Genomic DNA, 25,039 nt, shown 5'->3' on the forward strand with positions numbered 1-25,039 from the left:
AATGAAAAGACTATTTTTTTCATATAGTTGTAGCATAGTTTCAATTTTACTATAAATAATTATTGGGAAACTTCAGTTAAAAATCACCTCATTCCCGAAGTCTACCCAGTCAAGCGTGGGCACAAGCTTTATCGGGAATCTATGCTTAACCTATGAGATTCCTGCTAACAGCATGCAGGAATGACGACGTATAGCTGAGAGTTATGGGTAAGTAAGTATTCGGCTTACCCATTGCCTTAAAATAAAAAAAGTACGGGACACACCGCTGATAATTTGATATAAAGTAAACCATGGAAGGTTCTTCAATACATTGTTCATTACCAAACCACTTGCCGATTGCTGATTCAGGCGGAACAACACCCTTTTCGCAAGAATTTGTTCAAATCAGTAAACAGCAACAGATTTGCTATACATCAGAGATCGCCTACTGGAAATCCATGCATGCGCGTGAGGTTGAGCGTGGAAAGGAAAAAGACCTGAAGCTGGAAGCAGCCAATGCCAGAATCAGGGACCTTGTTCATCGTCTGTTTGGCCGGAAGAGTGAAAAGAAGAAGACGCATAGTGAAAGTCAATTCTGTAATTCAGAGACTTCTCGTCCCAGAGGACAACAGAAAGGGAGCAAAGGACACGGGCGCAAAGCACAGCAGGCTCTTCCCGTTATCGAAACAGAGCTTGATTTGCCGGAAGGCGAAAATACGTGCTCTCAATGTCATAAACCCTTTCAATTATTTCCAGGAACCGAAGATTCAGACTTTATTGAAATCGAAGTAAAGGCACATATCCGGCGTTATCATCGCAAACGCTATATACCGACCTGTCATTGCGAAAATCTGCCAGGTATGATTACCGCACCGATGCCGCCACGATTGTTCAACAGAAATACATTGGGGGTAAGTGTCTGGGTGGAGACACTATTAGATAAATATCTCTATGCCCGGGCAACCCATCGACTCCTCCAGCTTTTCAGTACCTTGAATCTTGATATAGCCGAAGGAACAATGACCGACGGCTTCAAACGCATGCAGCCCTTATTTCAGCCATTGCTTGAGGCTCACCATAGACAGCAAATGACAGAGTCATTGTTTATGGGTGACGAAACCCGCTGGCAGGTATTTGAAACCATAGAGGGCAAGGTGGGACATCGCTGGTATCTGTGGTTTTTTACCTCACAGTCTGTCATTTATTACATCGTCGCCCCAGGCCGTGATGCCGGTGTTCCCATAGAGCATTTTGCTAAAGCGGATGAAACAAATGATTCTGCCGTTCTGGTGTGTGATCGCTATTCGGCCTATAAAAAATGGCCAGAGAACTAGACTCCTTTGTACTGGCCTTTTGCTGGGTTCATGTGCGCCGCGATTTTTTAGAGGCCGCCCGGAGTTACCCGGAACATGAGAAATGGATGCTAGCCTGGGTTGAAAAGATAGGGGAACTCTACCATATCAACAATCAACGAGTCGCACTATGGGATGACAACATAGCACTTCACTTACAATCGGCAGAATTTAGTCAGCAACAACAACGACTGGAGTTTTGTTTATCCAGCATGGCGCAACAACGAGATGACTGCCTACGCGATGGAGAAAATCTAGACACAGTACAAAAGAAGGTACTCACCAGTCTGAAAGGTCACTGGCCAGGGCTCATTCTATTTGCAGATAATCCGCAAATCCCTATGGATAATAACGAAAGTGAGCGCAATATTCGTAAAGGCGTGATTGCCCGAAACAACTACTTTGGTTCCGGAAGTCAGTGGAGCGCACAACTTCTGGCGACTATGCTGACACTGATGCAAACCTTCCTACGCTGGAAAATCAATCCTCGTCACTGGCTATTTGCTTATCTCAACTGTTGTGCTGAAAATAAGGGGCAAGCTCCTGACGATTTGTCCCCGTTTCTGCCCTGGGAAATGGATGAGGAACGGAGGCTGTTTTTAAGTCAGGCACAGCCTCCGGATACATGATGAGGCGTTATAGCGGTCGTGATTTCACACCCCAGGAAATTGCACTGATACGAGAGCTCATTGCCAAAAACCCGGAGTACACACGCGCTGAACTCTCACGCCAAGTGTGCGAACTATTACACTGGTACAAAATTGATGGGGGTAGCAAGGCAATGTCTTGTCGGGTTGCCATGTTGCGCATGCAGGATGACGACCTGATTCAGCTGCCTGCTCCGACACGAAAACGACCGGAAGCACGTATTCGTTTTACGGCGGCAACTGACCCCGAACAAGTCCTTACAGCCGCTGTGCATGAACTACCACAACTGCAATTTCACAACGTGAGAAAAGGTAAGCAATCAAGCCTGTGGAACGAGTACATCCATCGTTACCATTACCTGGTCTACAAGACATTGCCCGGCGCGCAAATGCGTTACTTTGTCACAGCAGGTGACCAGCTGGTTGCCTTGCTTGGCTTTGGTGCAAGTGCCTGGCAATGTGCTCCCCGTGACAACTATATCGGCTGGAGCCACGAGCAACGCAAACAGAACCTGCACTTAATTATCAACTGAAGTTTCCCAATTATTGAGTAGCTGAAATACACAATGCTGGTGTATCGAGGTTTATTTTAGGTGGTTTTGCCATGTTTATAGCAAACCCCTACTTAATTCCCCTTAGGCAATAGCATTTGAAACGAATGAAAAGACTATTTTTTTCATATAGTTGTAGCATAGTTTCAATTTTACCATAAATAATTATTGGGAAACTTCAGATTATCAATAACGCACGTTTTCTAATTCTGCCCTGGGTACAGTCAAAAAACCTGGCCTCCAAAATACTCGCCAGCGCAAGCCGTAAAGTGCCTGATGACTGGCAACTTCGCTATGGATATCGCCCTGTATTGATGGAAACGTTCGTCGAAAAAGAGCGTTTCACAGGCACCTGTTACAAAGCGGCTAACTGGCTATATATGGGAGAAACCAAAGGAAGGGGAAAGCTGGGACCGGCTGGCAAACAAAGCGTACCAATCAAAGGCTTATGGCTTTATCCCCTGACTCGCGGATTCAGGCAAACCTTAGGTGCTGATTTATAAGGATATGGGTAAACCGGTTACTTACATGGGTAATCAGGTAAGGCTTTGTTTTCTAATACACTAATTTGCCAGTTGTTGTTTTAATTCGTCAATAAATGTCTGCTGCTGTTCAGGTGTGATTAATTGCCCGTTCTGTGTGCTTAAGAAAAACATATCTTCAGCGCGACTACCTATGGTAGTGATTTTTGCATTGAGAATGTTAAAGCCATGTGCACGGAAAAGCTGGCCAAGTTTTGATAAGAGTCCTGGGTGGTCAGTGGTTATTAGCTGTAAAATATTATAACGATTTTGTGGGTCCTGGCGGAAATGTGCTTTGGTGGCGATAGGGAAATATTCGGCCTGGCGTGACTGGAGGTGCAAGTTTTGCTTTAGTTGGGCGTGCTTGCTTTGCAGTTGCTGTTTAATGGTCGTGCAAATATGCAGTTCCCTGCGTAGGTCAGTAATTGGTTCCCCTGATTGCTCTAGTACTTGAAAGCTATTGAGTGCGTATTGGTTATCAGAGGTGATGATCCTGGCATCTAGAATGGTAAGGCCGAGTTTATCTAATGCTGCGGTGGTGCGCGAAAAGATAAAATCTTCTTGTTGGTGGTGGGCATAGATAAAAACTTCTGCACTGCCGCGCTGGTTTTGTGGGCGTAAAAGAATGAGAGGTAAATCCTTTTCGCAGCAGCAGTTAATGGCAATAGTATGCCAGATAATTTCATCAGGATAATAGCGTAGAAAATAATCGGGACTGATATGTTGCCATGCCTTTTCTATGCTGGTGTCGGATAGCCCTTTTTTTAATAGCTCTTTGCGGGCTTCGGCTTTTGTTGCCCGGATTGTGTCTTGCTGGTTGACGGGGTTGTCTAGGCCGCGTCTTAAGGCATTAAGGGTGGCGATATAAAGCTCTTTAAGTAAGGAATCTTTCCATGATGTCCATAATTTAGGGTTGGTGGCTCGAATATCAGCAACGGTTAGCAGATATAAATAGTTAAGGTTTTCAGTTTTTCCCACTTTTTCGGCAAATTCATGGATGACATCAGGATCGCTGATATCTTTTCGTTGTGCGGTGGTGGACATTTCCAGGTGATTTTTTACTAGCCAGCTAATCAGTTTGGTATCGTGCTCGGAGATTTTATGGTCTACGCAGAATTGGTGTGCTATGACTTCGCCGAGTACGGAATGATCGCCTTTTTTGCCTTTGGCAATATCATGAAATAATCCTGCTATATAGAGTATATGAGGCTTCTGGATTAGCAGAAAAATATCATTACAGAAGGGTAGTTCTTTATTATGTTTTATCAGGGAGAAGCGACGTAAGTTGCGGATGACAAAAAGAGTGTGTTCATCTACTGTGTATATGTGAAACAGGTCGTACTGCATGCGTGCGACAATATTATTAAAACTGGGTAAATAGGCAGCTAGTACGCCATAACGATTCATGCGGCGTAAAACATGGGTAATGCCGCGTGGCTGGCGTAATATAGTAATAAATAGTTGGCGGGCTATGGGATCTTGGCGGAAATTATCATCGATAAGATGTAAGTTGCTGCGAATAAGCCGGATAGTCGTTGCTCTGATGCCTTTAAGTGCAGGAATTTTTTGCAGTAATAAAAATACTTCTAATAATGCGTGCGGATGTGTTTGGAAAACAGTTGCACTTCGTGCGGCAATATAACCCGCTATACTGTCAAATTTTTCGTTGATTACTTGGGCCTGATAGGCTTTGCCGTCATGTGGAAGGCAGTGCTCATTAAATAATTGTAGTAGTGTTTCATTTAGACGCTCTAGTCGCATCACTGTTTTAAAGTAGTGTTGCATAAACTGTTCTACACCTTCATTGTTCTGGTGTTCGTCGAACCCAAAAAGTGTCGCTAAGTCGCGTTGAAAATCAAATAGTAAGCGATCTTCGCAACGGCCTGTTTGTAAGTGAAGAGCAAAGCGAATTTTCCATAACAGTTCTTGTGCAGAAAATAATTCATCATATTCTGCCGGGGGTAGAAAGTTATCTTTAGCTAATTCTTTTAATGAGGTGAGTTGGTAATGGTGTTTAAAGACCCAGGCTAAAATCTGTAAATCCCTTAAGCCGCCTGGCCCTTCTTTTATGTTGGGCTCTAAATTGTAGGCAGTATTATGAAATTTTTTATAACGTTTTGCCTGTTCTTCAATTTTAGCGTTATAAAAGTCCTCAGAAGACCATGCGGGGCTGTTTGAGCTTTTCGTCTTTAGGTCGGTGTATAGAGCCTGGTTACCAGTAAGGTGGCGTGACTCTAGCAAGTTGGTGAGAATGGTTTGGTCGTCGATGGTGGCTTGTAGGCATTCGGAGCTGCTACGAACGCTTAAGCCAAGTTTTAGGCCGGTATCCCACAGAATCGTACAGAACTCACTGAGTTGTTGCTTGTCTTGTTCGCTGGTGGTGTCGTCAAATAACACCAGGATATCAATGTCTGAGTGAGGGAACATTTCCTGGCGACCATAGCCGCCGACGGCAATTAAAGCAAAGAGTTCCGTGTTATGAGTAATATAACGGTGCCACAGGAGATTAAGTAGTTTATCAATAAACTGTGACTTGGCGAGTAAAAAGTCTTGTATGGGTTTTTTCGGTGAGAAAGTATCTTTTAGGTAGCTGTTGTGCTGCTTTATAGCCTGCTTAATCTGTTTTGCGACGCTCTGGGCCGGGGTGCTTATGTTGCTCACTGTTCTTCCTGGCGTAAAGTCAGAATTTCATATCCTGTTGGAGTAACCAGGATGGTGTGTTCCCATTGGGCAGAGAGTGAGCGATCTTTGGTGAGGGCGGTCCAGCCATCTTTTAATACCTTAATGTGACGCTTGCCGATATTAATCATAGGTTCAATGGTGAGTATCATATTTTCTCGCAGGGCAAGGCCGTCGCCAGGTTTTCCATAATGTAAAACCTGTGGTTCTTCATGGAACTTTTTACCGATACCATGACCACAGAACTCACGAACGACGGAATAGCGGTTGGATTCGGCGTGTTTTTGTATGGCATAACCAATATCACCTAAAGTGCAACCTGGTTTGACTTGTTCAATAGCAAGCATAAGGCACTCCTGGGTGATGGTACATAAGCGTTTGGCATGCGGAGTTACCTCGCCCACGTAAAACATTTTACTGGTATCTCCATGATAGTCGTCTTTGATAACAGTAATATCAACATTGATAATATCACCTTTTTTGAGTTTTTTATCATTTGGGATGCCATGACAAATTGTACTATTAACGGAAGTGCAGATTGATTTTGGGAAGCCGCGGTAATTCAGCGGGGCAGGGATGGTGTGCTGAACATCAACCATATAGTTGTGACATAGCTGGTCAATTTCATTGGTAGTAATGCCAGGCACTATGTAAGGAGCAATGAACTCAAGCACTTCAGCAGCAAGTTTGCCCGCGACGCGCATTTTCTCGATTTCTGCTTCTGTTTTAAAAGTGATGGTCATGGGTGTGTGCTTAGAAGGAAGTGAGTGAATGCGTATATTATCAGACTTTGGAAATAGGTAAATTTTAATAGCCTTTTCGTTGTTGTGAAAGGGTAAATATGATATAAAGGTAAGTTCATTAGTGTTTTGTGTGCTTGCTTTTAGGTGATTATATAAAACACATTAAAACTCACATCTATCGTCACAGTTGGTGGGGTGCTGGTTCTTTATGGGGCTGGTTTCTAACTGGGATAGGTGGAGGCGTAACCCTTTCGGATATATTTTCCGAAAATTATTGGAGAAAAGAATGGCCGCAGTATCAATGCGTCAAATGTTAGAAGCAGGTGTTCACTTTGGACACCAGACTCGTTATTGGAATCCGCAAATGGCACCTTATATTTTTGGTGCACGTAGCAAAATTCATATCATTAACCTGGAAAAGACACTTCCATTATTTAATGATGCGATGAATTATGTAGGGCAAATGACTGCAAACAAAGGCAATATCCTGTTTGTTGGTACTAAAAAATCTGCACGTAAGGCAGTTGCCGAGCAGGCTGCTCGTTGTGGTATGCCGTACGTAAATCACCGCTGGTTAGGCGGAATGATGACTAACTTTAAAACGATTAAAAAATCAATTTCTCGTTTAAAAGAATTGGAAGCAATGAAAGCTGATGGAACTATGCTGCAGCGATTCAGTAAAAAAGAAGCGCTAGGTATGGAACGCGAAATGGAAAAGCTTGAGCGTAGCTTGGGTGGTATCAAGGACATGCGTGGAACACCTGATGCAATTTTTGTGTTAGATGTAGGCTATGAAAAGAATGCACTGGCTGAAGCAAAAAAATTAGGTATTCCAGTGATTGGTATTGTTGATACAAACAATTCGCCTAAAGGGGTTGATTACATTATTCCAGGTAATGATGATTCAATTCGCGCGGTTAAGTTATATACAGAAAGTATCGCAACGGCTATTTTAGAAGCTAAGGCAGCGAGACTTGATGTTTCTGCTAAAGCAGATGAGTTTGTAGAACAAGTATCAGACGCTGAATAAAACATTTGTAAGCACAACAGCAGCGATTATGCTGCTTGGTTGAGTTTGTTTTTTGACGCCTCCATTTGGGGGCGTTTTTATAGAATTAGACCTAAGTCTGGTGAAGAAGTGATATCACTAGTATAGGTTAAAGTATTTAAGGGTTAAAAAGCATGAGTGTTACTGCTGCAATGGTAAAAGAACTACGTCAAAGAACGGGTTCTGGCATGATGGAATGTAGAAAAGCGTTGAGAGAAACTGAAGGTGATATGGATCTTGCAATTGAAAACATGCGTAAAGCAGGTTTAGCAAAAGCAGATAAAAAATCAAGCCGAATTGCGGCTGAAGGGCGTATTGCTGTTGCACAAAGTGCAGATACTAAAAGTGCTGTCATTATCGATGTCAATTGTGAAACTGATTTTGTTGCTAAAGGCGATACTTTTAAAGAATTCGCAAATGCAATTGCTGAAGCAATTCTAGCATCTGATGTTAGCACGCTAGAGCAAGCTAATGAACTTGCATTGGCTGACGGTAAAACTATTGATGAAACACGTCGTGGTTTGATTTCTAAATTAGGTGAAAATATCACTTTGAGACGCTTCCAAAAAGTTGCTACTGAAGGTGGAACAGGTTTTTACTTACATGGCGAAAAAATTGGTGTGTTAGTTGATTTAGCAAAGGCAGATTCTGATCTGGCTAAAGATGTCGCAATGCATATTGCTGCAAGCAAGCCTCAGTGTGTTGCCGAGGCTGATGTTGCTGCTGAGACAATTGAGAAAGAAAAAGCAATCTTTGTTGCTCAGGCTGAAGAAAGTGGTAAACCTGCTGCAATTATTGAAAAAATGATCGGTGGACGGATCAGAAAATTCCTTGCTGAGATTACGCTGGAAGGCCAGGCATTTATTAAAGATGATAAAGTGACTGTAGGTAAGCTGGTTAGTGGTAAGGATAATAAAGTACTTAACTTTATCCATCTTGAAGTGGGTGAAGGGATAGAAAAAGCAGAAGGAGATTTTGCGTCTGAAGTAATGGCGCAAATTAGAGGCGAAGCATAAGGCTTTAGTCTTCATTAAGGTGATATTCTTTGACAGAAATCACCTAAGTTTGCACATCATCATTCCTCAGTCCTTAGCAGAAATCTATAGGCTTAAGCTATAGATTTCCGTGAAAAGCGTATTTATCCATACTGGATAATGTGGGGAATGACGGGTGTTGTATTAGTGAATTTATGGTTGATGTACTAGTTTTTCTTTATAACGAAAACCAAAAGGAAGGAGTGTTACAGGTATACAAAATGATAAATCAATGGATTGTCATTTATTAAAGAAAAATAGAATATATTAGCAATATTTAAATCATTAGCCAGAATAGGAAACAGTTATGACTAAACTCATTTGCCAAAGAATTATGCTTAAATTAAGTGGCGAGGCGTTAATGAGCGAAAAAGGGGGGAATATAGACCCTGAAATCGTAAAACGCTTGGCGACTGAGGTAAAAGAACTCTGTGATGCAGGCGTACAAGTTGGTTTAGTCATAGGTGGAGGAAATATTTTACGTGGAGCGGAACAAGCGGCAGAAGGTTTGAACCGTGTTACCGGTGATCAAATGGGAATGCTAGCCACGGTAATCAATGCTCTGGCGATGCAAGACTCATTAGAATTTCTGGGTCAGCCAGTCAGAGTGATGAGTTCCTTAAGTATTAATCAGGTCTGCGAGGGATATATTCGTCGTAGAGCAGTGAGGCATTTAGAAAAAGGGCGGGTTGTTATTTTCGCAGCAGGTACTGGAAATCCTTTTTTTACCACGGACTCCGCAGCGAGTCTGAGAGCGATTGAAATAAATGCTCAGCTAATGATCAAGGCGACCAAAGTGAAAGGCGTTTATTCGGCTGATCCTGAAAAAGTTGCAGATGCTAAATTCTATGAAAAGTTAACTTATGATGAGGCGCTGGATCAGCGTTTGAGTGTAATGGATACGACTGCATTGGTTCTTTGTCGAGATAATGATTTACCTATGCGTGTTATGAATATTTTTGAATCAGGTGCAATCATGCGCCTAATGCAAGGTGAAGAAATAGGCTCTCTTATAGAGCGAGGATAATAATGATTAGTGATATTCAACAAGATGCTTCAGGCAAGATGGATAAGAGTATTGAAGCTCTAAAAAAAGGTTTTACAAAAATAAGAACAGGACGCGCTCATCCAAGCTTACTGGATCAGGTAGTGGTGTCTTATTATGGCGCTGATACTCCCTTATCACAGGTAGCTAATGTTGCGGTTGATGATTCACGCACCCTGGCAGTAACACCCTGGGAAAAAAGCATGATGCAGGCAATTGAAAAAGCTATTATGTCTTCGGATCTAGGCTTGAACCCTGTGACTAATGGTAACGTGATTCGTGTGCCGCTACCTATGCTGACTGAAGAACGTCGTCGTGACCTGGTAAAGGTAGTCAAGGCTGAAGCAGAAAGTGGTCGTGTTTCGATACGTAGTATTCGTCGTGATGCAAATTCGGAAATTAAAGAAGCAGTAAAGGAAAAAATGATTTCTGAAGATGAGGCGCGTGGCGGTGAAGATAAGGTTCAGAAAATAACTGATCAATACATCAAACAGGTAGAGAAGCTTTTAGAAGAAAAAGAGGCTGATTTACTATCTATATAAGGCATACTATTATGCAAGCTGAACAAGGCGAAACGGATAAGGCGCATTACCCAAAGCATATTGCCATTATTATGGATGGCAATGGTCGCTGGGCACAGAAGCGTCATTTGCCACGAATTATGGGGCACCCTGCCGGCGTAAAGGCTGTTAAACGTGTTGTTAAGTTTTGTGCCGAACAAGAAATTCAGGTATTGACACTATTTGCATTCAGTAGTGAAAATTGGCGTCGCCCTAAAGAAGAGGTCTCTAAGTTAATGGGGCTTTTTATGTTGACGATGCAAAAGGAAGTTAAACGTCTGAATAAAAATAATATTCGCCTGCGATTTATAGGTGAACGTACTGACTTTGCAGAGAAAATTCAGCAAAAAATGACTGAAAGTGAGCGGCTAACTGAAAAAAATACAGGCCTGACACTGGTGATTGCTGCTAATTATGGCGGCCATAGAGATATGGCACTAGCCATGCAATCTATAGCTCAGCAAGTCAAAGAAGGCAAGGTAGAGCCAGAAGAAATTGATGAGGCCATGATCGGCAATGCTTTATCTATACCAGATTTACCGGATCCTGATTTATTCATCCGCACCGGTGGAGAAAAGCGCATTAGTAATTTTTTGTTATGGCAACTTGCCTATACAGAGTTTCATTTTACTAGTAAGCTGTGGCCTGATTTTGATGCGCAGACTATGCAGGACGCTATAGATGATTTTCTTACCCGGGAGCGCCGTTATGGGCGTACCAGCGAACAAGTTCAAAGTATGTCTAACTAGATTATTCGTTAGGCCTGTCTTTTTATAACCTCTTTTAGAAAAAATAATAAAAATATGTTACTTCAACGCGTTATTACAGCCTCAGTATTAGCACCTTTGGTGGTGTTGGCCATTTTTATGTTACCCCATGCTTATTTTTCTCTTATCTGGGCTTTCGTTATATTGATTGCCGCCTGGGAGTGGGCGAACCTTGCCGATCTTAAAAGCGTAATAGGTAAAATTCTGTTTTTACTCGTCCTGCTTATTCCTATGGTCTTGTTATATTTCTGGACTCAATTCTTAGAGGTGTTAGCGCAATTAACCAATTGGACCGAGATCAGAGAATATTCGGGTGTTATAGAGTTGCTGATGATTCCTGCGGTATTATTCTGGTTCTGGGCAATGCTTAGAATTCGTAAAGGAGGAAGTGAATTATTAAAGTTAAAGGCTAGCCTGAGTAAGAAATTATTGGTAGGTGGCTTGATACTAGTGGCTGCGTGGTTCTTTTTGTCTCGTCTGATGGTAATGGAAGAGCCAGAGATGACCTTGTATTTATTCTTACTTATCTGGGCCGCTGATATAGCCGCTTATTTTGCAGGCAAAAAATTTGGTATTACTAAGCTGGCTATTGGAATTAGTCCGGGAAAAACCCTGGAAGGTATGTATGGTGCGCTAGCAGCAGCAGTGGTAATGGGTCTGTGCTTTACGCTTTATTTTGGTTTCTCTGTGTTAAGCATTATAGATTTTGTATTGCTGTCAGTGATTACCGTACTGGTTTCAATTTATGGTGATTTGTTTTTTAGTGCAGCAAAGCGCATCCGTGGTGTGAAAGACACTGGTACAATTTTACCGGGACACGGTGGCCTTCTTGATCGTCTGGATAGTCTGATTGCTGCAATTCCAGTATTTTATGCGGGTGTTTGGTTTATAAGGTGGATGTATTCATGAAAGGCATATGTATATTAGGAGCAACAGGCTCTATTGGTGTTAGTACATTAGATGTAGTTAAGCGTCATGCAGATAAATATCGGGTTGTTGCTTTAACCGCAAATACCAATATTTATGCTTTATTTAACCAGTGTATCGAGTTTAAGCCCGAATATGCAGTCGTTGTTAATGAGGCTAAAGGCGCTGAATTTAAAGAAAAAATCGTCGGTACTGACATTGCTGATATGACAGTTCTAGTCGGTGCAGAAGCCCTGGTCACTGTATCAACATTGGAAAATGTAGATTCTGTTATGGCAGCTATCGTTGGTGCCGCAGGTCTGCTTTCTGCATTGGCTGCTGCACAGGCAGGAAAAACGGTATTATTGGCTAATAAAGAATCACTGGTTATGTCGGGTGATATTTTTATGCAGGCTGTGAAAGATTCTGGTGCGGTGTTATTACCTATTGATAGTGAGCATAATGCTATTTTTCAATGTATGCCGGCTAATTACACAACAGGCCATGATGCGCCAACAGCAAGACGTATTTTATTAACAGCATCAGGGGGGCCTTTTAGAACGACTCCACTTGATAAGCTGGCATCGGTAACGGTTGATCAAGCCGTTGCACATCCTAAATGGGATATGGGTCGAAAAATTTCGGTTGATTCTGCCACTATGATGAATAAAGGCCTGGAATTAATCGAAGCCTGCTTGCTATTTAATATGCAGCCGGAACAGATTCAGGTAGTTATTCATCCACAAAGTATTATTCATTCAATGGTGGATTATGTGGATGGCAGTGTGCTGGCGCAAATGGGTAATCCAGATATGCGTATTCCGATTGCTCATGCGATGGCCTGGCCAGAACGTTTTGATTCCGGGGTTGCCCCGTTAGATATTTTTTCTGTTAAACAGATGGATTTTGAGCCGGCTGACTTAAAGCGATTCCCTTGTTTAAGGCTAGCGATGGAGGCAATTTCAGCAGGGGGAATTATGCCAACTGTTTTGAATGCCGCAAATGAGTGTGCCGTAGAATCCTTTCTGGATGAGAAAATCCGCTTTACAGATATTCCTGTGGTTATTGAGCAAAGCATGGCGAAATTTAGCGCAACACAGGCTGATACGTTAGAGCATATTCTTGAGGCTGACGAGCAAGCTCGTGAGCAGGCGCAGCAAATTATTAAAACATTAATCGCTTAATGGAAGTTTTAAGTTCTCTATTCTATTTTATTGTCGCAATAGGCTTATTGGTCGCGATTCATGAATTTGGCCACTTTTGGGTGGCCAGAAAAACCGGGGTAAAAGTAGTACGTTTTTCGATAGGCTTTGGCAAGGTTATCTGGAAATATCAGAAAGATAGAGCCTCGACTGAATATGTATTGTCAGCAATTCCCTTAGGTGGCTATGTCAAAATGGTTGACGAGCGAGAAGGGGATGTTTCGGCTGAAGACTTGCCCTATGCTTTTACACAAAAGTCTTTATGGGCGCGGACTGCCATTGTCGCAGCAGGTCCTGTTTTTAATCTAATGCTGGCTGTTATTCTTTACTGGGCAGTCTTTATGTTGGGTGAAACAGGAATGCGGCCCATCGTAGGTAGCATAGAAACCGGTACTTTAGCTGCGCAGGCTGGCTTTGTTGAAGGTGAAGAGATTGTTGCAGTCAATAATATTAAGACAGTAACCTGGCGGGAAACAATGGAAACTTTATTAGCATCTGCTCTAGATGCTGAAGAAGGGTTGCCAATAGAGGTAAAAACAGAAGAGGGTGCTTTTATTACCCATATACTGGTTATTCCATTGGCAGTTAGTCAGGAGCCTAAACGATTATTCACGGAACTAGGGTTAAAAGCATGGCAGCCGGTGATACCGCCTGTAGTGGGAAGAGTTATTGAAAATAGTGTGGCCGCACAGTCCGGATTGCAGATAGGCGACTTGATTCTCAGTGCAGATGGCAGTGATTTTACTGACTGGATAGCATGGGTAAAATATGTTCAAGGCCATGCCGGACAAAAAATGCAGGTGCAAATAGAACGTGATGGGCTAGTGTTAATGATTGATTTAACACCAGACTCAGTTATTGAGCAAGAACAAATAATAGGGAAAATTGGAGTCGGTGTTCAAGTTCCTGAAGGATTACGCGAATCGTTAATGGTAGAGCACTCTTTACCGCCTGTCGAAGCTCTGATAGCAGCGGTTGAGCGTACCTGGTATTATTCCGGCGCTACCTTAAAAATGATGGGACAGATGTTTGTTGGTAAGGCTTCGGTGGAAAACCTGAGTGGACCAATCAGTATTGCTCAATATGCTGGAAAGTCAGCCGAAATGGGGCTGATATCATTTTTAAAATTTTTGGCGATTGTTAGCGTCAGTTTAGGGGTGTTAAATTTGCTACCTATCCCGGTGTTAGATGGTGGGCATCTGCTTATGTTTGCTGTTGAAGCAATTAAAGGTAGTCCTGTCGCCGATAGTGTGCAATTGGTTTTTCAGCAAATTGGTATGACAGCATTATTAGCCTTAATGGCTTTAGCAATGTTTGTGGATATAGAGCGATTGTTTCAATAAGGGGCAGGCAAGGGCACTGTTCTTAATTCAATGGATTATTATGAAAAAATTTATACTAACTTTAGCAGTAACCAGCTTATTCTTATCATCTATCGCTAATGCGGATGTTGATAAAGAAGCACTGAAGAAAAAGTTATCGGAAAGGATGCCTTCGCTGACCGTAGAGGGAATTAATCCTTCTCCTATAAAAGGTTTGTATGAAATATTAGTAGGCGCAGATATCTACTATGTTTCTGAAGATGGAAGATACCTTGTACAAGGGCGTATGTTTGATTTAGTGGACAAAAAAGATTTAACAGAAGAAAAGCTTGCGGTTGCCAAGGCTAAATTGATTAATACAGTCTCTGCAGATCAGATGATCACCTTTAAAGCACCGATGCAGAAGTATGTGATTAGCATCTTTACTGATATAGATTGTGGTTACTGTCGTAAACTACATTCTGAGATTGATCAATACATGGCTGAAGGGATTACTATAAATTATTTATTCTTTCCCCGAGCTGGAGTAAATTCGGATTCTTATAAAAAAGCGGTTTCTGTCTGGTGTGCTGATGATAGAAATGCTGCATTAACGGCATCTAAATCTGGCTCAAACCCTCCACCTGAAAAGACATGTGAAAATCCGGTAGATGAACATATGGCTTTAGGTGATGCATTAGGAGTGCGCGGTACACCAATGATGATTAGCCCTAAAGGAATGGTATATCCAGGGTATATGCCAGCCAAAAAATTAGCAGAAGCGCTAAGTCAGGAAAATAAATAAACAACGTAGAGCGGACTTTAGTCCGCTATAGATATTATCAAAAGCTTTATAAAAAATCACTACATAGAGCTACAGCACAAAGTATAATAGACCGAATAATAATTAAATTGGAGAAATGATATGACTGATAACTGGATTGCACCTTCTATTCTTTCAGCGGATTTCGCAAAATTAGGCGAAGAAGTAGATAATGTTTTAGCCTCAGGCGCAGACGTAGTGCATTTTGATGTAATGGACAATCACTTTGTACCAAATTTAACTATTGGACCTTTGGTTTGTGATGCACTTAGAAAGCATGGCGTGACAGCGCCTATTGATGTGCATCTAATGGTTGAACCAGTAGACCGCGTTATCCCTGACTTTGCTAAAGCAGGCGCGAGTATGATTACTTTTCATCCTGAAGCTTCAACACATATAGACAGAACGTTGCAAATGGTGCGAGATTTGGGGTGTAAATCAGGCTTGACTTTTAATCCAGCTACGCCTCTACACTACCTTGATTATGTGATGGATAAAGTGGACATTATCTTATTAATGTCTGTTAACCCGGGTTTTGGTGGTCAGTCATTTATTCCTGCAACCCTGGACAAATTACGTGAAGCAAGAAAAAGAATTGATGACAGCGGTTATGATATTCGCCTGGAAATTGATGGCGGTGTAAAAGTGGATAATATTCGTGAAATTAAAGCAGCAGGCGCAGATATGTTTGTTGCCGGTTCTGCTATTTTTAGTCAGCCGGATTATAAAAAAGTTATTGACGAAATGCGTGTTGAATTAGCAAAAGCATAGTCGTTACTGCTTTAATGCAACAGCGGGGAGTAGGCTTTAGCCTACACAAACCGGTATACAGGTAGGCTAAAGCCTACTCCCCAGTTTGTTCTTACATAAAGTTTAGGAAGATAAACGCATGACACAAGACGAAAGCAAGCGTAAAGCAGCAGAGGCGGCTTTACCTTATATTAAAGATGTTGAAATTTTAGGTGTGGGCACAGGCTCAACGGTTAATCATTTTATTGACTGCCTGGCGGACTTTAACCTGACTAATGATATTAAAGGCGCAGTTTCCAGCTCAATCGCGACCACTGAAAGACTAAAGAAAATTGGTATTCCAGTGATGGAATTAAGCGAATCAGGCAACCTGGATGTATATGTTGATGGCGCTGATGAAGTTAATCCATTAAAACAGCTTATCAAAGGCGGCGGCGGAGCATTAACACGCGAGAAAATTATTGCCGGGGCAAGTGAAAAATTTATTTGTATCGTTGATGAAAGTAAAACAGTTAAAGTGTTAGGTGATTTCCCATTACCTATCGAAGTTATTCCTATGGCACGTAGTTATGTTGCACGCGAAATTGTAAAACTCGGTGGTCAACCTATCTGGCGTGAAAATTATATTACCGATAATGGCTGTGAAATTATCGATGTGCATAATATGGAAATCGCCGAGCCATTAGCTTTGGAAAGGCTTGTCAATAATCTTGCCGGTGTTGTTTCTGTTGGTATTTTTGGTTTAAGACCTGCAGATGTAGTGCTGATTGCCAAAGAGTCTGGTGTAGAAACCATGTAAGTATTGGGGTGCACGATTCTTTAAGAAAGGGCTGGTTTGCTTATCAAAGCAAGCTGGCCCTTTTTTATTGCAGCTAACAACTGTTGTCCTCCTCCATGAAGCTCATGAAGAACGCGAAGGAAAGAGGTATTCATGATATTATGCTACGATAGTATTATAAGTGAGGGTGGTATGTCGCTATCAATAAAAGAAACAACAAGCATCAAGCTTGACAAAGAAGCAAAGGAACGGGCAAAGGTAATATTCAAAGAGTTAGGTATTACAATGGGAGATGCCTTTAATATGTTTTTGAGCCAGGTTAATTTACATAAAGGCATCCCATTTGAAATTAAAATCCCCAATGACACAACTAAACAGCTTATTAAAGAAGCAAGATTAGGAAAAAATGTAGAGGATTTTTCGTTTGATGAAATCAATAAATGAAAATCAAACGACACAAACAGTTTCTGAAAGATTTTAAAAAAGTTCAGCTGACCGATGGGCAATTTGAGAAGTTTATCAATTATATCAACTGTCATTAGAAATGACTCTGCTTTACCAGAAGAATCAAAAGATCATGCCTCGAACCTAAAAAAATCAGTTGCTCACGGTTTCTAGCGGAAGCTATTGATCCCACAGCACTTCCAAAAAATACCCAATTAACCTATGGATGAATCTAAGATTTTTTGACAGCACTGTGAAACCAATATCTTGCACTATAATTCCGCGTTCAACTGATTTTTCTAGGTTGAATGGAGAATACTCGGATTGTAGAGAATTTCATCTTGGTGGAGATACCTTGATAATTTATCTTATCACCGAGACAAAGCAGCCGTCTTACTAAGAATAGGCAGCCATGCTCAGTTGTTTAAATAGAGTCCTTTTGGTATTATCAGACGTGTTCTGACTTTGAATCTTTTCTCCCTAAAGATTCAGCAATAAAAGCAGCAACTAAAGCATTCATACTCACGCCCTCTTGCTTTGCTCTTGAAATCAGCCGGGTATGTAAACTTTTGGGAATACGCGTCATAAATTTTCCACTTGATGATTCTCCAGGGCGCGGTATTTGTCTACCTGCTTCTTGGCAAGCATTAATCCAGCATGCTAAGGCATCTTTTCCATTTTCAATAGCTTCCTCCGGCGTTTCTCCATCAGACATACAGCCGGCTAAATCAGGAAAAATAATTAACCAGCCACCACCGTCTTCTACTGATAAAGGCTTCATTTCAAATGGGTATTCAATTTTATTCATGGCTATGCTCCAATATCATCAAGTAGTACAAGAAATTGATAAATATAAACGGCTTTAATAGGTCTTTTGGCGGGGATGGTGACGACAATATTTGAATCCTTATGCATAAAAACCGCATGGCTACCACCAGACTTTCTGACTTGAATATCAAATCTTTTTGCAATGACCTCTAAAGAATCTAACTTCCAGTCCCTCGGGTTGTCACGCATTTTTTGAATGACTTTATCTATCTTGCTCATATTTAAATGATACTTTATATAGTATCTGAATAGCAAGCACGCAGTGTGCCCTTATGTTCAATTAGGTAAACGTAATGTAGAGACTCCCCCTAAAATTTATATTAAAACCACGAAGGACACGAAGGGTAGATCCTTTTTTTTCGTGCTCTTCGCGTCCTTCGTGGTGAAATCTTCTTTTCATCTGGATCCACAATCATATACTCGTCCTGTAGAGCGTGGTTTTAACCCGCTAATCTAATGAGTACCAGTAAAAGCCATGCTCTTGTCTTTTTCCAGCTTCCGCTTGGAAATACGTGAAGAAACAGCTCTGAGTAGATGGCATTGGTATGCAGAGCTTAATAAACATGCATTCCCAAACAGAGATTTGGAACGAGGGATCGAACCTTAAGCTTTTCTGATAACTTCATTAGCAAGGCTACTGTGAATTCACTCTTGCAGTTTCTGTCTATAGGCACTCGGCGTCATGCCAGTAATCCGTCTAAAGTCGCGACTGAAGTGAGTCACGTCAGAATAACCCAGTTCATAAGCGATTTCGGTACTTCATGGTGAAAAAAATCAACTCTGGAGGCTGAACCTTATTAATCAATTTTTTTAATGACCTTATGCAAGCGGCGTACGCTGATAGCAACAATAATCAGCACAAAAGGGATCGCGATACCTGAAATTACATCAGGGTGAAATTCCTGGTATCCCAGAGTATGAACTGCTTTTACGCTAGAGTGCAGCAGGCTGATAATATAGGTGGTGATGGCGACAATGGATAGGCCTTCTACCGTTTCCTGAAAGCGTAACTGAATTTTTGCGCGTTTATCCATAGAGGTAAGCAGTGCCTGGTTTTGCTGTTCTATGGAAATATCAACTCGCGTGCGTAGTAGCTGGCTGGCATTGCTAATTCTTTCGGAGAGCAAACGGAAACGCTTGGATGTTGATTTACAGGAGCTAATTGCTGGCTGCATACGCTTAGTCAGGAATTCGCCGGTGGTTTGTATGCCTTGTATTTTCTCTTCACGAATATCAGTAATTCTTTGTTCGACAATTTTGTAATAAGCCTCTGCAGCGCCAAAACGAAACTGGCTATGTGAAATATGGCTTTCAACTTCGGCGGCAAGGCGTGTCATCTGGTCTAGTAATAGCCCATCATCACAATCAGGTAATGCCATGGTTGTGGTGATTTGAGATAAACGCTGCTCATATTGACTCACTTTAGGAGCAAGTTCCTGAGATATGGGGAAGGCTAATAGGGCCATAACCCGGTAGATTTCAATTTCAAATAAGCGTTGTAATAAACGACCCGCTTGTTGTGATTGTAGTTTTTTATCGAAAATAACAAAGCGGCTAAAGCCATCATTATGGATACGAAAGTCCGTAAATGCCAGGGCATCTCCTCCGGTCATTTTTGCACCAACTGCGGTGTTTCCCTCAAAATAATGCGTGATGTTTTCAGTGCTGGATTGCTGGTCGTTAGAAGGGAGAATCACTGCATGGGCAGCAACAATGGTATGCCCAACCAGTTTGTCGAGCCAGTCGATAGGGGCAATAGAGAGAGCTGGTTTAGCAAAGGGCTCGTTACTATCAATAGTATTTACATAAAAGCAATAGGTGCTAAATTCACCATGCTGCTCCCAGTGAAACAGAAAATTATCAAAGCTGGCAATAAAGTGGCTGGCATCGATGGGTGGAGGATTAACTCCATATCTTTGGCATAAACTGGCTAAATGTAGGCGTTCCTGCGCTTTTTCCTGTTCGTTAACGGTTAGTGCCAGGTGACTTGCGCTAACGGGTAATTTAAGAGGTACAGGGGGGCGTGCATGAATCTCATTATGCAGAGAAAAGCGCAGGCTATGGTTCGCTGGGATAGGGAATAACTTAGTCACGATTCTGCTAGTTTTATCTCGTCATGTAGGGCGTGGCTGTAGAGGCTGTGAAAGTATGTGCTTTTAGCCTCCCAGTGTATCGAGGTTTATTTTAGGTGGTTTTGCCATGTTTATAGCAAACCCCTACTTAATTCCCCTTAGGCAATAGCATTTGAAACGAATGAAAAGACTATTTTTTTCATATAGTTGTAGCATAGTTTCAATTTTACCATAAATAATTATTGGGAAACTTCAGTTGTTGAATACTTTCACAGTCTCTTTAGTCCGCAAATTAAAATGGCTAAATAAAGGCGGGCTAAAGCCGCGCCCTACACAAAATTATTTAAGGGCTTTAAAGCCTATATCGGTACGATAATAAACTTTATCCCAGCTGATTTTTTGAGTGAGTTGGTAGGCTTTTTCCTGTGCCTGTTTAATATCGTCGCCCAGAGCGCAAGCACATAAAACCCGGCCGCCGGCGGTAACTACCTTCCCATCAACTAAGCGGGTGCCGGCATGAAATACTTTACTGTCACTTGTTTCAATATCCGGTAAGCCATTAATTATATCACCTTTAGGGTAGCTATCAGGGTATCCACCAGCGGCTAAAACAACTCCTAGTGCACTACGTTTATCCCATTCGGTAGTGATATTGGCTAAATCCTGAGTCAATGCTGCTTCACATAAGCTGACTAAATCACTTTGTAAACGCATCATAATAGGTTGCGTTTCCGGGTCACCAAAACGGCAGTTATATTCTAAAACTTTTAGCTCACCATTAGGCTTGATCATTAAGCCCGCATATAAAAACCCAGTATAGGGCATGCCATCATCAGCCATGCCTTTTAAAGTAGGGTTAATGACTTCATCCATTACCCGTTGATGAATTTCATCAGTAACAATTGGAGCAGGGGAGTAGGCACCCATGCCGCCCGTATTAGGGCCTTTGTCGCCATTATCGCGTGCTTTATGGTCTTGTGAGCTAGCCATGGGTAGTGCCTGCTTTCCATCAGCAATAACGATAAAGCTCGCCTCTTCACCAGTCAAAAATTCTTCGATAACTACGCGGCTACCGGCTGCTCCAAAGCTATTGCCCGAAAGCATATCTTCAACGGCAGCAATGGCCTCAGCTTCAGTCTGGGCAACAATAACGCCTTTACCTGCAGCCAGGCCATCGGCTTTGACGACGATAGGGGCGCCTTTTTGTTGGATATAATCGATGGCAGCTTTTTGATCAGTAAAGGTCTGGTACTCGGCTGTGGGTATATTATGCCGTGCCATAAAATCTTTACAGAATTTTTTCGAGCCTTCTAATTGAGCTGCTTTTGCACTTGGACCAAAGCAGTTCAAGCCTGCAGCCTGAAAAACGTCGACTATGCCGGCGACCAAAGGTACTTCAGGGCCGATGATAGTCAGGTCTATATTTTCCTGTTGTGCAAAATTCAGCAAACCAGCGATATCTTCTACTGCGAGATCGATATTAGTCAGCTTATCTTCTAGCGCTGTTCCTGCATTGCCGGGGGCAACGTAAACAGTTTTTACTCTGGCTGATTGGCTGGCTTTCCAGGCAAGGGCATGTTCACGACCGCCACTACCGACAATAAGAATTTTCATAAAGAGATGCGAGGTTTTAATATAAGGATTTCATCATGTAGGGCGTGGCTTTAGCCCGCTTTATAGTCGAGATAGATTAAAAAGGCGGGCTAAAGCCGCGGCCTACATGATTGTTTTTAAAAAATTAGTGTTTAAAATGGCGCATGCCAGTAAATACCATGGCGATATTATGTTCGTCTGCTGCTGCAATCACTTCATTATCTCGCATCGAACCACCTGGTTGTATAACGGCGGTAATGCCCGCTTCTGCGGCTGCATCCAGACCATCTCTGAATGGGAAGAACGCATCTGATGCCATCACTGAGCCAGGTACTGTTAAGCCTTCGTCTGCTGCTTTGATTCCCGCAATTCTAGCGGAATAAACACGCGACATTTGTCCTGCGCCGACACCGATTGTGCGTCCGTCTTTACAATAGACGATGGCATTAGATTTAACAAATTTAGCAACTTTCCAGGCGAATAATAAATCGGCTAATTCTTGTTCGGTTGGCGTGCGTTTGCTGACGACTTTGACTTCAGCTGCACTGATCATGCCGTAATCCTTATCTTGTACTAACAGGCCACCTGAGACCCTTTTATAATCAAGGCTAGGCTCATTGCCGCTATTCCACAGTCCGCATTCCAGTACACGTACATTTTGTTTTTCAGCTAGAACTGTTTGTGCTTTCGAGCTAATGGTTGGTGCAATAATGACTTCAACAAATTGTCGCTTGATAATCTCAGCGGCAGTTTCTTCGTCTAGCTCGCGGTTAAAGGCGATAATACCACCGAAAGATGAGGTTGGGTCTGTCGCATAAGCCAGGTCATAGGCATCAAGAATAGAGTCAGCTTGAGCTACGCCACAAGGGTTAGCGTGCTTGACGATAACGCAGGTAGGTTTTTCTTCAAAGGGTTTTACGCATTCTAATGCTGCATCAGTATCAGCGATATTGTTATAGGAAAGTTCTTTGCCTTGTAGCTGTTTAGCAGCGGCAATGGTTCCCGATGTTGATGCTTTTTCCTTGTAGAAAGCTGCATTTTGATGAGGGTTTTCACCATAACGCATACTTTGGATTTTATTAAATTGTAGGTTCAGTGTTTCAGGAAAGGTCAGCTGGTTTACTTTAGCTAAGTAAAGTGAAATAGCTGTATCGTAATTAGCTGTGTGTTCGAAACTCTTTAGGGCAAGGTTGAATCGTGTTTGATGGGCTAGCTGATTTTCATTGTTAAGTAGTTCATTTAGCACTAATTCATAATCATCTGGATCAACTATAATGGCAACATCTTCATGATTTTTAGCCGCCGCACGAATCATGGTTGGTCCGCCAATATCAATATTTTCTATAGCTGTCGCTAAATCGCAGTCAGGTCGAGCAACAGTTTCTTCAAAAGGGTAGAGATTGACAACTACCATATCAATTGCCTTGATACCACTATCTGCCATAACTTGATCATCAATGCCACGTCGCCCCAGAATGCCGCCGTGAATTTTTGGGTGTAAAGTTTTAACCCGACCATCCATCATTTCAGGGAACCCTGTGTAATCAGAAAGCTCGGTCACATTAACATTATTTTCGGCTAACAATTTAGCTGTTCCGCCGGTTGATAAGAGTTCTACGCCCAACTGGTCTAGTTCGCGGCAAAAATCAACAATGCCGGATTTGTTAGAAACGCTGATTAAGGCGCGATTAACTTTTTTTTTCATGAAAATCTCTAAGGATAATGGAGGTTAGGATATGCTGTATTGGTCTAGCTTTTTACGTAAAGTACTGCGACTAATACCAAGAATCTGAGCTGCTTTGGTCTGGTTATAGCCTGAATATTGAAGCGTTGCTTGAAGTAGCGGTTTTTCAACTTCAGCGAGTACCATTGCATGCAGACCAGTTGTCTGGTAGCCATCGAGTTGAGCTAGATAATGGTTAACTGATTTCTTTACCTGTTCAGATAAAGGGGCAGAGAGATTATTAGCAATAGACATTGTATTAATACTTGAATGCGTAGTCTGCATGTTTAGGGGGTAGAGATTTATCAAAAAGGTCAAACGCAGAGGTAACGAGAGATAGCTGTATGTCTGGAGAATCTGTCTGGTAAATTTCTTTCTTGTGTGCGGGCGGTAGGGATCCTAAATGATCGAAATACCAGCCGATATGCTTGCGTGCTATTCTGACACCATTCAAGGCGCCATAAAATAGATACAGTTCTTCCATGTGTTCTTGTAAGGTGCTTTTTATTTTAGCTACATTGGCCTGGGGTGTTTGTTCGCCTGTTTGTAAGTAATGCAGAATTTCACTAAAAAACCAGGGGCGGCCTTGTGCAGCGCGTCCAATCATAATGGCATCAGCGGCTGTATAATCTAGCACGTATCTGGCTTTTTCTACGGAGGTTATATCGCCATTGGCAATCACAGGAATGGAGACTGATTGTTTTACTTTTTTGATCGTCTGATATTCTGCAGCTCCTTTAAAAGCACAGGCGCGAGTTCGGCCATGTACAGTCAAGGCGGCGATGCCAGATTGTTCTGCTAATTGGGCAATTTTTACGGCATTGCGGCTATTTTTATCCCAGCCGGTGCGAATTTTTAAGGTAACTGGAATATTAACGGACTTAACTACCTTTTGCAGAATTTTTTTTACCAAATCTTCATCGCGCAATAATGCTGAGCCTGCGGCTACTGAACAGACTTTTTTAGCCGGGCAACCCATATTAATATCAATGATCTGTGCACCGCGTTGCGCATTAAATTGTGCAGCTTCAGCCATTTGTTCGGGATTGGTGCCTAGAATTTGTACAGCGCGTAGTCCTGTTTCCCCCGTATGATCGGCTTTGAGTAAAGTACGTCTATGCTTGCGTAAAGCAGGATTAGATGCGACCATTTCCGAGAACGCAAGTCCCGCACCATTGTGTTTGCATAAATTTCTGAATGGGCGGTCAGTAATGCCTGCCATGGGCGCCAAGATAAGATTATTCTGTAATTGATAGGGGCCTATCTGCATTTTTTTGGCTGGCAAAGTCTTTATGGGGTTAATTATGATACTACAAAAGCATTATTTTTAATAAGAATTTTGCTGTATATATCCTAAGATTATTGAAAAACTCTGGAAACCGAAAATAAACAAAAAGAGTAGGGGCTTTTTAGGTTGCCCCTATGTGTACTATCTTACTAAGAGGGGGAGTTCTGCGTAAGCGTCGATTCTTCCCACCTAGACAAGCTACGCCACTTACTTTAAAGGCTTGATTTTTTCAGTCAGGTTCCAGGGTAAAAACTGATCCAATGCCTCTGGCTTATAGTGCCTACCAAGCTTGGGTAGTGCGGTGAGTAAATACTTTAAGTAATCAAAAGGCTCTAGGTTATTGGCTACCGCTGTCTGCACAAGACTGTAAAGTAGTGCGCTGGCATTAGCGCCGCGTGGAGTTTG

27 protein-coding genes are annotated in these 25,039 nt (G+C 42.1%); 16 read left to right on the plus strand and 11 right to left on the minus strand.

Annotation, left to right across the window (positions count from 1 at the left end; genetic code table 11):
• Positions 1-290: 290 nt before the first annotated feature.
• The 4 genes from CDZ78_RS23730 (at position 291) to CDZ78_RS10810 (ending at position 3,032) form a co-directional block, all read left to right on the plus strand.
• Positions 291-1,313 carry an IS66 family transposase gene (locus CDZ78_RS23730; RefSeq protein WP_087870021.1) on the plus strand — a complete coding sequence of 341 codons (1,023 nt, stop codon included), beginning with the start codon at positions 291-293 and terminating at the stop codon, positions 1,311-1,313.
• Entirely contained in the window at positions 1,298-1,960 is a 663-nt protein-coding gene (locus tag CDZ78_RS23735; protein WP_087870022.1) for an IS66 family transposase, read from the plus strand. The genes CDZ78_RS23730 and CDZ78_RS23735 overlap by 16 nt, the downstream gene beginning before the upstream one ends.
• Positions 1,957-2,511 (plus strand): Druantia anti-phage system protein DruA, encoded by a 555-nt coding sequence (locus tag CDZ78_RS10805; protein WP_087870023.1) that lies wholly within the window; start codon positions 1,957-1,959, stop codon positions 2,509-2,511. The genes CDZ78_RS23735 and CDZ78_RS10805 overlap by 4 nt, the downstream gene beginning before the upstream one ends.
• A 203-nt stretch (positions 2,512-2,714) precedes the next feature.
• The gene (locus CDZ78_RS10810; protein WP_280175565.1) at positions 2,715-3,032 is read left to right on the plus strand and encodes a Druantia anti-phage system protein DruA; all 318 of its coding nucleotides are present in this window, start codon (positions 2,715-2,717) and stop codon (positions 3,030-3,032) included.
• A gap of 60 nt (positions 3,033-3,092) precedes the next feature.
• On the opposite strand, the gene glnD is transcribed toward CDZ78_RS10810, so the two are convergent.
• Entirely contained in the window at positions 3,093-5,711 is a 2,619-nt protein-coding gene (gene glnD / locus CDZ78_RS10815) for a [protein-PII] uridylyltransferase (protein WP_087870025.1), read from the minus strand.
• A complete protein-coding gene (gene map / locus CDZ78_RS10820; protein ID WP_087870026.1) occupies positions 5,708-6,472 on the minus strand; it encodes a type I methionyl aminopeptidase in 765 nt (254 codons plus the stop codon). Before map ends, glnD begins: the two co-directional genes overlap by 4 nt.
• A gap of 286 nt (positions 6,473-6,758) precedes the next feature.
• Between map and rpsB the strand changes: the two genes are divergently transcribed.
• From rpsB to CDZ78_RS10880, 12 genes are all read left to right on the plus strand, one after another.
• Positions 6,759-7,502, plus strand: coding sequence for a 30S ribosomal protein S2 (rpsB, locus tag CDZ78_RS10825; RefSeq protein WP_087870027.1), 744 nt, complete (start codon positions 6,759-6,761; stop codon positions 7,500-7,502).
• Between the two features lie 152 nt (positions 7,503-7,654).
• Entirely contained in the window at positions 7,655-8,536 is an 882-nt protein-coding gene (gene tsf / locus CDZ78_RS10830; protein ID WP_087870028.1) for a translation elongation factor Ts, read from the plus strand.
• A 325-nt stretch (positions 8,537-8,861) separates the two neighbouring features.
• Positions 8,862-9,581, plus strand: coding sequence for a UMP kinase (gene pyrH, locus CDZ78_RS10835; RefSeq protein ID WP_087870029.1), 720 nt, complete (start codon positions 8,862-8,864; stop codon positions 9,579-9,581).
• A 2-nt stretch (positions 9,582-9,583) separates the two neighbouring features.
• The gene (frr, locus tag CDZ78_RS10840; RefSeq protein WP_087870030.1) at positions 9,584-10,141 is read left to right on the plus strand and encodes a ribosome recycling factor; all 558 of its coding nucleotides are present in this window, start codon (positions 9,584-9,586) and stop codon (positions 10,139-10,141) included.
• 11 nt (positions 10,142-10,152) lie between these two features.
• Positions 10,153-10,908, plus strand: coding sequence for an undecaprenyl pyrophosphate synthase (gene uppS / locus CDZ78_RS10845; protein WP_087870031.1), 756 nt, complete (start codon positions 10,153-10,155; stop codon positions 10,906-10,908).
• A gap of 54 nt (positions 10,909-10,962) precedes the next feature.
• Positions 10,963-11,835, plus strand: coding sequence for a phosphatidate cytidylyltransferase (locus CDZ78_RS10850; RefSeq protein WP_087870032.1), 873 nt, complete (start codon positions 10,963-10,965; stop codon positions 11,833-11,835).
• Complete coding sequence (gene ispC / locus CDZ78_RS10855; RefSeq protein ID WP_087870033.1) at positions 11,832-13,016, plus strand: 1-deoxy-D-xylulose-5-phosphate reductoisomerase; 1,185 nt, start codon at positions 11,832-11,834, stop codon at positions 13,014-13,016. Before CDZ78_RS10850 ends, ispC begins: the two co-directional genes overlap by 4 nt.
• The gene (rseP, locus tag CDZ78_RS10860; protein ID WP_087870034.1) at positions 13,016-14,377 is read left to right on the plus strand and encodes an RIP metalloprotease RseP; all 1,362 of its coding nucleotides are present in this window, start codon (positions 13,016-13,018) and stop codon (positions 14,375-14,377) included. Before ispC ends, rseP begins: the two co-directional genes overlap by 1 nt.
• 40 nt (positions 14,378-14,417) lie before the next feature.
• Positions 14,418-15,140: a DsbC family protein gene (locus CDZ78_RS10865; RefSeq protein ID WP_087870035.1), complete on the plus strand. Its 723-nt coding sequence runs from the start codon at positions 14,418-14,420 to the stop codon at positions 15,138-15,140.
• A gap of 120 nt (positions 15,141-15,260) precedes the next feature.
• Positions 15,261-15,929: a ribulose-phosphate 3-epimerase gene (rpe, locus tag CDZ78_RS10870; RefSeq protein WP_087870036.1), complete on the plus strand. Its 669-nt coding sequence runs from the start codon at positions 15,261-15,263 to the stop codon at positions 15,927-15,929.
• 118 nt (positions 15,930-16,047) lie between these two features.
• Entirely contained in the window at positions 16,048-16,707 is a 660-nt protein-coding gene (gene rpiA, locus CDZ78_RS10875; RefSeq protein WP_087870037.1) for a ribose-5-phosphate isomerase RpiA, read from the plus strand.
• Positions 16,708-16,878: 171 nt separating this feature from the next.
• Positions 16,879-17,130, plus strand: a complete 252-nt coding sequence (locus CDZ78_RS10880; RefSeq protein ID WP_087870045.1) for a type II toxin-antitoxin system RelB/DinJ family antitoxin — start codon at positions 16,879-16,881, stop codon at positions 17,128-17,130.
• Between the two features lie 448 nt (positions 17,131-17,578).
• On the opposite strand, the gene CDZ78_RS10885 is transcribed toward CDZ78_RS10880, so the two are convergent.
• The 9 genes from CDZ78_RS10885 to CDZ78_RS10925 form a co-directional block, all read right to left on the minus strand.
• Positions 17,579-17,938 (minus strand): toxin-antitoxin system HicB family antitoxin, encoded by a 360-nt coding sequence (locus tag CDZ78_RS10885; RefSeq protein ID WP_087870038.1) that lies wholly within the window; start codon positions 17,936-17,938, stop codon positions 17,579-17,581.
• Positions 17,939-17,940: 2 nt separating this feature from the next.
• A complete protein-coding gene (locus CDZ78_RS10890) occupies positions 17,941-18,177 on the minus strand; it encodes a hypothetical protein (RefSeq protein WP_087870039.1) in 237 nt (78 codons plus the stop codon).
• Positions 18,178-18,603: 426 nt separating this feature from the next.
• On the minus strand, positions 18,604-18,708 hold the full coding sequence (locus CDZ78_RS10895) for a helix-turn-helix domain-containing protein (RefSeq protein WP_087870046.1): 105 nt from the start codon (positions 18,706-18,708) through the stop codon (positions 18,604-18,606).
• A gap of 47 nt (positions 18,709-18,755) precedes the next feature.
• Complete coding sequence (locus CDZ78_RS10900) at positions 18,756-20,051, minus strand: DUF3422 family protein (protein WP_087870040.1); 1,296 nt, start codon at positions 20,049-20,051, stop codon at positions 18,756-18,758.
• Between the two features lie 318 nt (positions 20,052-20,369).
• Positions 20,370-21,644: a phosphoribosylamine--glycine ligase gene (purD, locus tag CDZ78_RS10905; RefSeq protein ID WP_087870041.1), complete on the minus strand. Its 1,275-nt coding sequence runs from the start codon at positions 21,642-21,644 to the stop codon at positions 20,370-20,372.
• Between the two features lie 124 nt (positions 21,645-21,768).
• Entirely contained in the window at positions 21,769-23,328 is a 1,560-nt protein-coding gene (gene purH, locus CDZ78_RS10910) for a bifunctional phosphoribosylaminoimidazolecarboxamide formyltransferase/IMP cyclohydrolase (protein WP_087870042.1), read from the minus strand.
• A 24-nt stretch (positions 23,329-23,352) separates the two neighbouring features.
• Positions 23,353-23,601, minus strand: a complete 249-nt coding sequence (locus CDZ78_RS10915) for a helix-turn-helix domain-containing protein (protein WP_307190489.1) — start codon at positions 23,599-23,601, stop codon at positions 23,353-23,355.
• Between the two features lie 4 nt (positions 23,602-23,605).
• Positions 23,606-24,616 (minus strand): tRNA dihydrouridine synthase DusB, encoded by a 1,011-nt coding sequence (dusB, locus tag CDZ78_RS10920; protein ID WP_087870044.1) that lies wholly within the window; start codon positions 24,614-24,616, stop codon positions 23,606-23,608.
• A gap of 225 nt (positions 24,617-24,841) precedes the next feature.
• Positions 24,842-25,039: transposase domain-containing protein (locus CDZ78_RS10925; protein WP_140414004.1), on the minus strand; the 198-nt coding region annotated here is incomplete at its 5' end.

The organism is Bathymodiolus platifrons methanotrophic gill symbiont (assembly GCF_002189065.1).
In the GTDB taxonomy this organism is placed as follows: domain Bacteria; phylum Pseudomonadota; class Gammaproteobacteria; order Methylococcales; family Methylomonadaceae; genus Methyloprofundus.

Coding starts and splice junctions, on each gene's coding strand:
- CDZ78_RS23730 (WP_087870021.1), top strand. CDS start 291: ATGGAAGGTTCTTCAATACATTGTTCATTACCAAACCACTTGCCGATT.
- CDZ78_RS23735 (WP_087870022.1), top strand. CDS start 1,298: ATGGCCAGAGAACTAGACTCCTTTGTACTGGCCTTTTGCTGGGTTCAT.
- CDZ78_RS10805 (WP_087870023.1), top strand. CDS start 1,957: ATGATGAGGCGTTATAGCGGTCGTGATTTCACACCCCAGGAAATTGCA.
- map (WP_087870026.1), bottom strand. CDS start 6,472: ATGACCATCACTTTTAAAACAGAAGCAGAAATCGAGAAAATGCGCGTC.
- rpsB (WP_087870027.1), top strand. CDS start 6,759: ATGGCCGCAGTATCAATGCGTCAAATGTTAGAAGCAGGTGTTCACTTT.
- tsf (WP_087870028.1), top strand. CDS start 7,655: ATGAGTGTTACTGCTGCAATGGTAAAAGAACTACGTCAAAGAACGGGT.
- pyrH (WP_087870029.1), top strand. CDS start 8,862: ATGACTAAACTCATTTGCCAAAGAATTATGCTTAAATTAAGTGGCGAG.
- frr (WP_087870030.1), top strand. CDS start 9,584: ATGATTAGTGATATTCAACAAGATGCTTCAGGCAAGATGGATAAGAGT.
- uppS (WP_087870031.1), top strand. CDS start 10,153: ATGCAAGCTGAACAAGGCGAAACGGATAAGGCGCATTACCCAAAGCAT.
- CDZ78_RS10850 (WP_087870032.1), top strand. CDS start 10,963: ATGTTACTTCAACGCGTTATTACAGCCTCAGTATTAGCACCTTTGGTG.
- ispC (WP_087870033.1), top strand. CDS start 11,832: ATGAAAGGCATATGTATATTAGGAGCAACAGGCTCTATTGGTGTTAGT.
- rseP (WP_087870034.1), top strand. CDS start 13,016: ATGGAAGTTTTAAGTTCTCTATTCTATTTTATTGTCGCAATAGGCTTA.
- CDZ78_RS10865 (WP_087870035.1), top strand. CDS start 14,418: ATGAAAAAATTTATACTAACTTTAGCAGTAACCAGCTTATTCTTATCA.
- rpe (WP_087870036.1), top strand. CDS start 15,261: ATGACTGATAACTGGATTGCACCTTCTATTCTTTCAGCGGATTTCGCA.
- rpiA (WP_087870037.1), top strand. CDS start 16,048: ATGACACAAGACGAAAGCAAGCGTAAAGCAGCAGAGGCGGCTTTACCT.
- CDZ78_RS10880 (WP_087870045.1), top strand. CDS start 16,879: ATGTCGCTATCAATAAAAGAAACAACAAGCATCAAGCTTGACAAAGAA.
- CDZ78_RS10885 (WP_087870038.1), bottom strand. CDS start 17,938: ATGAATAAAATTGAATACCCATTTGAAATGAAGCCTTTATCAGTAGAA.
- CDZ78_RS10890 (WP_087870039.1), bottom strand. CDS start 18,177: ATGAGCAAGATAGATAAAGTCATTCAAAAAATGCGTGACAACCCGAGG.
- purD (WP_087870041.1), bottom strand. CDS start 21,644: ATGAAAATTCTTATTGTCGGTAGTGGCGGTCGTGAACATGCCCTTGCC.
- purH (WP_087870042.1), bottom strand. CDS start 23,328: ATGAAAAAAAAAGTTAATCGCGCCTTAATCAGCGTTTCTAACAAATCC.
- CDZ78_RS10915 (WP_307190489.1), bottom strand. CDS start 23,601: ATGTCTATTGCTAATAATCTCTCTGCCCCTTTATCTGAACAGGTAAAG.
- dusB (WP_087870044.1), bottom strand. CDS start 24,616: ATGCAGATAGGCCCCTATCAATTACAGAATAATCTTATCTTGGCGCCC.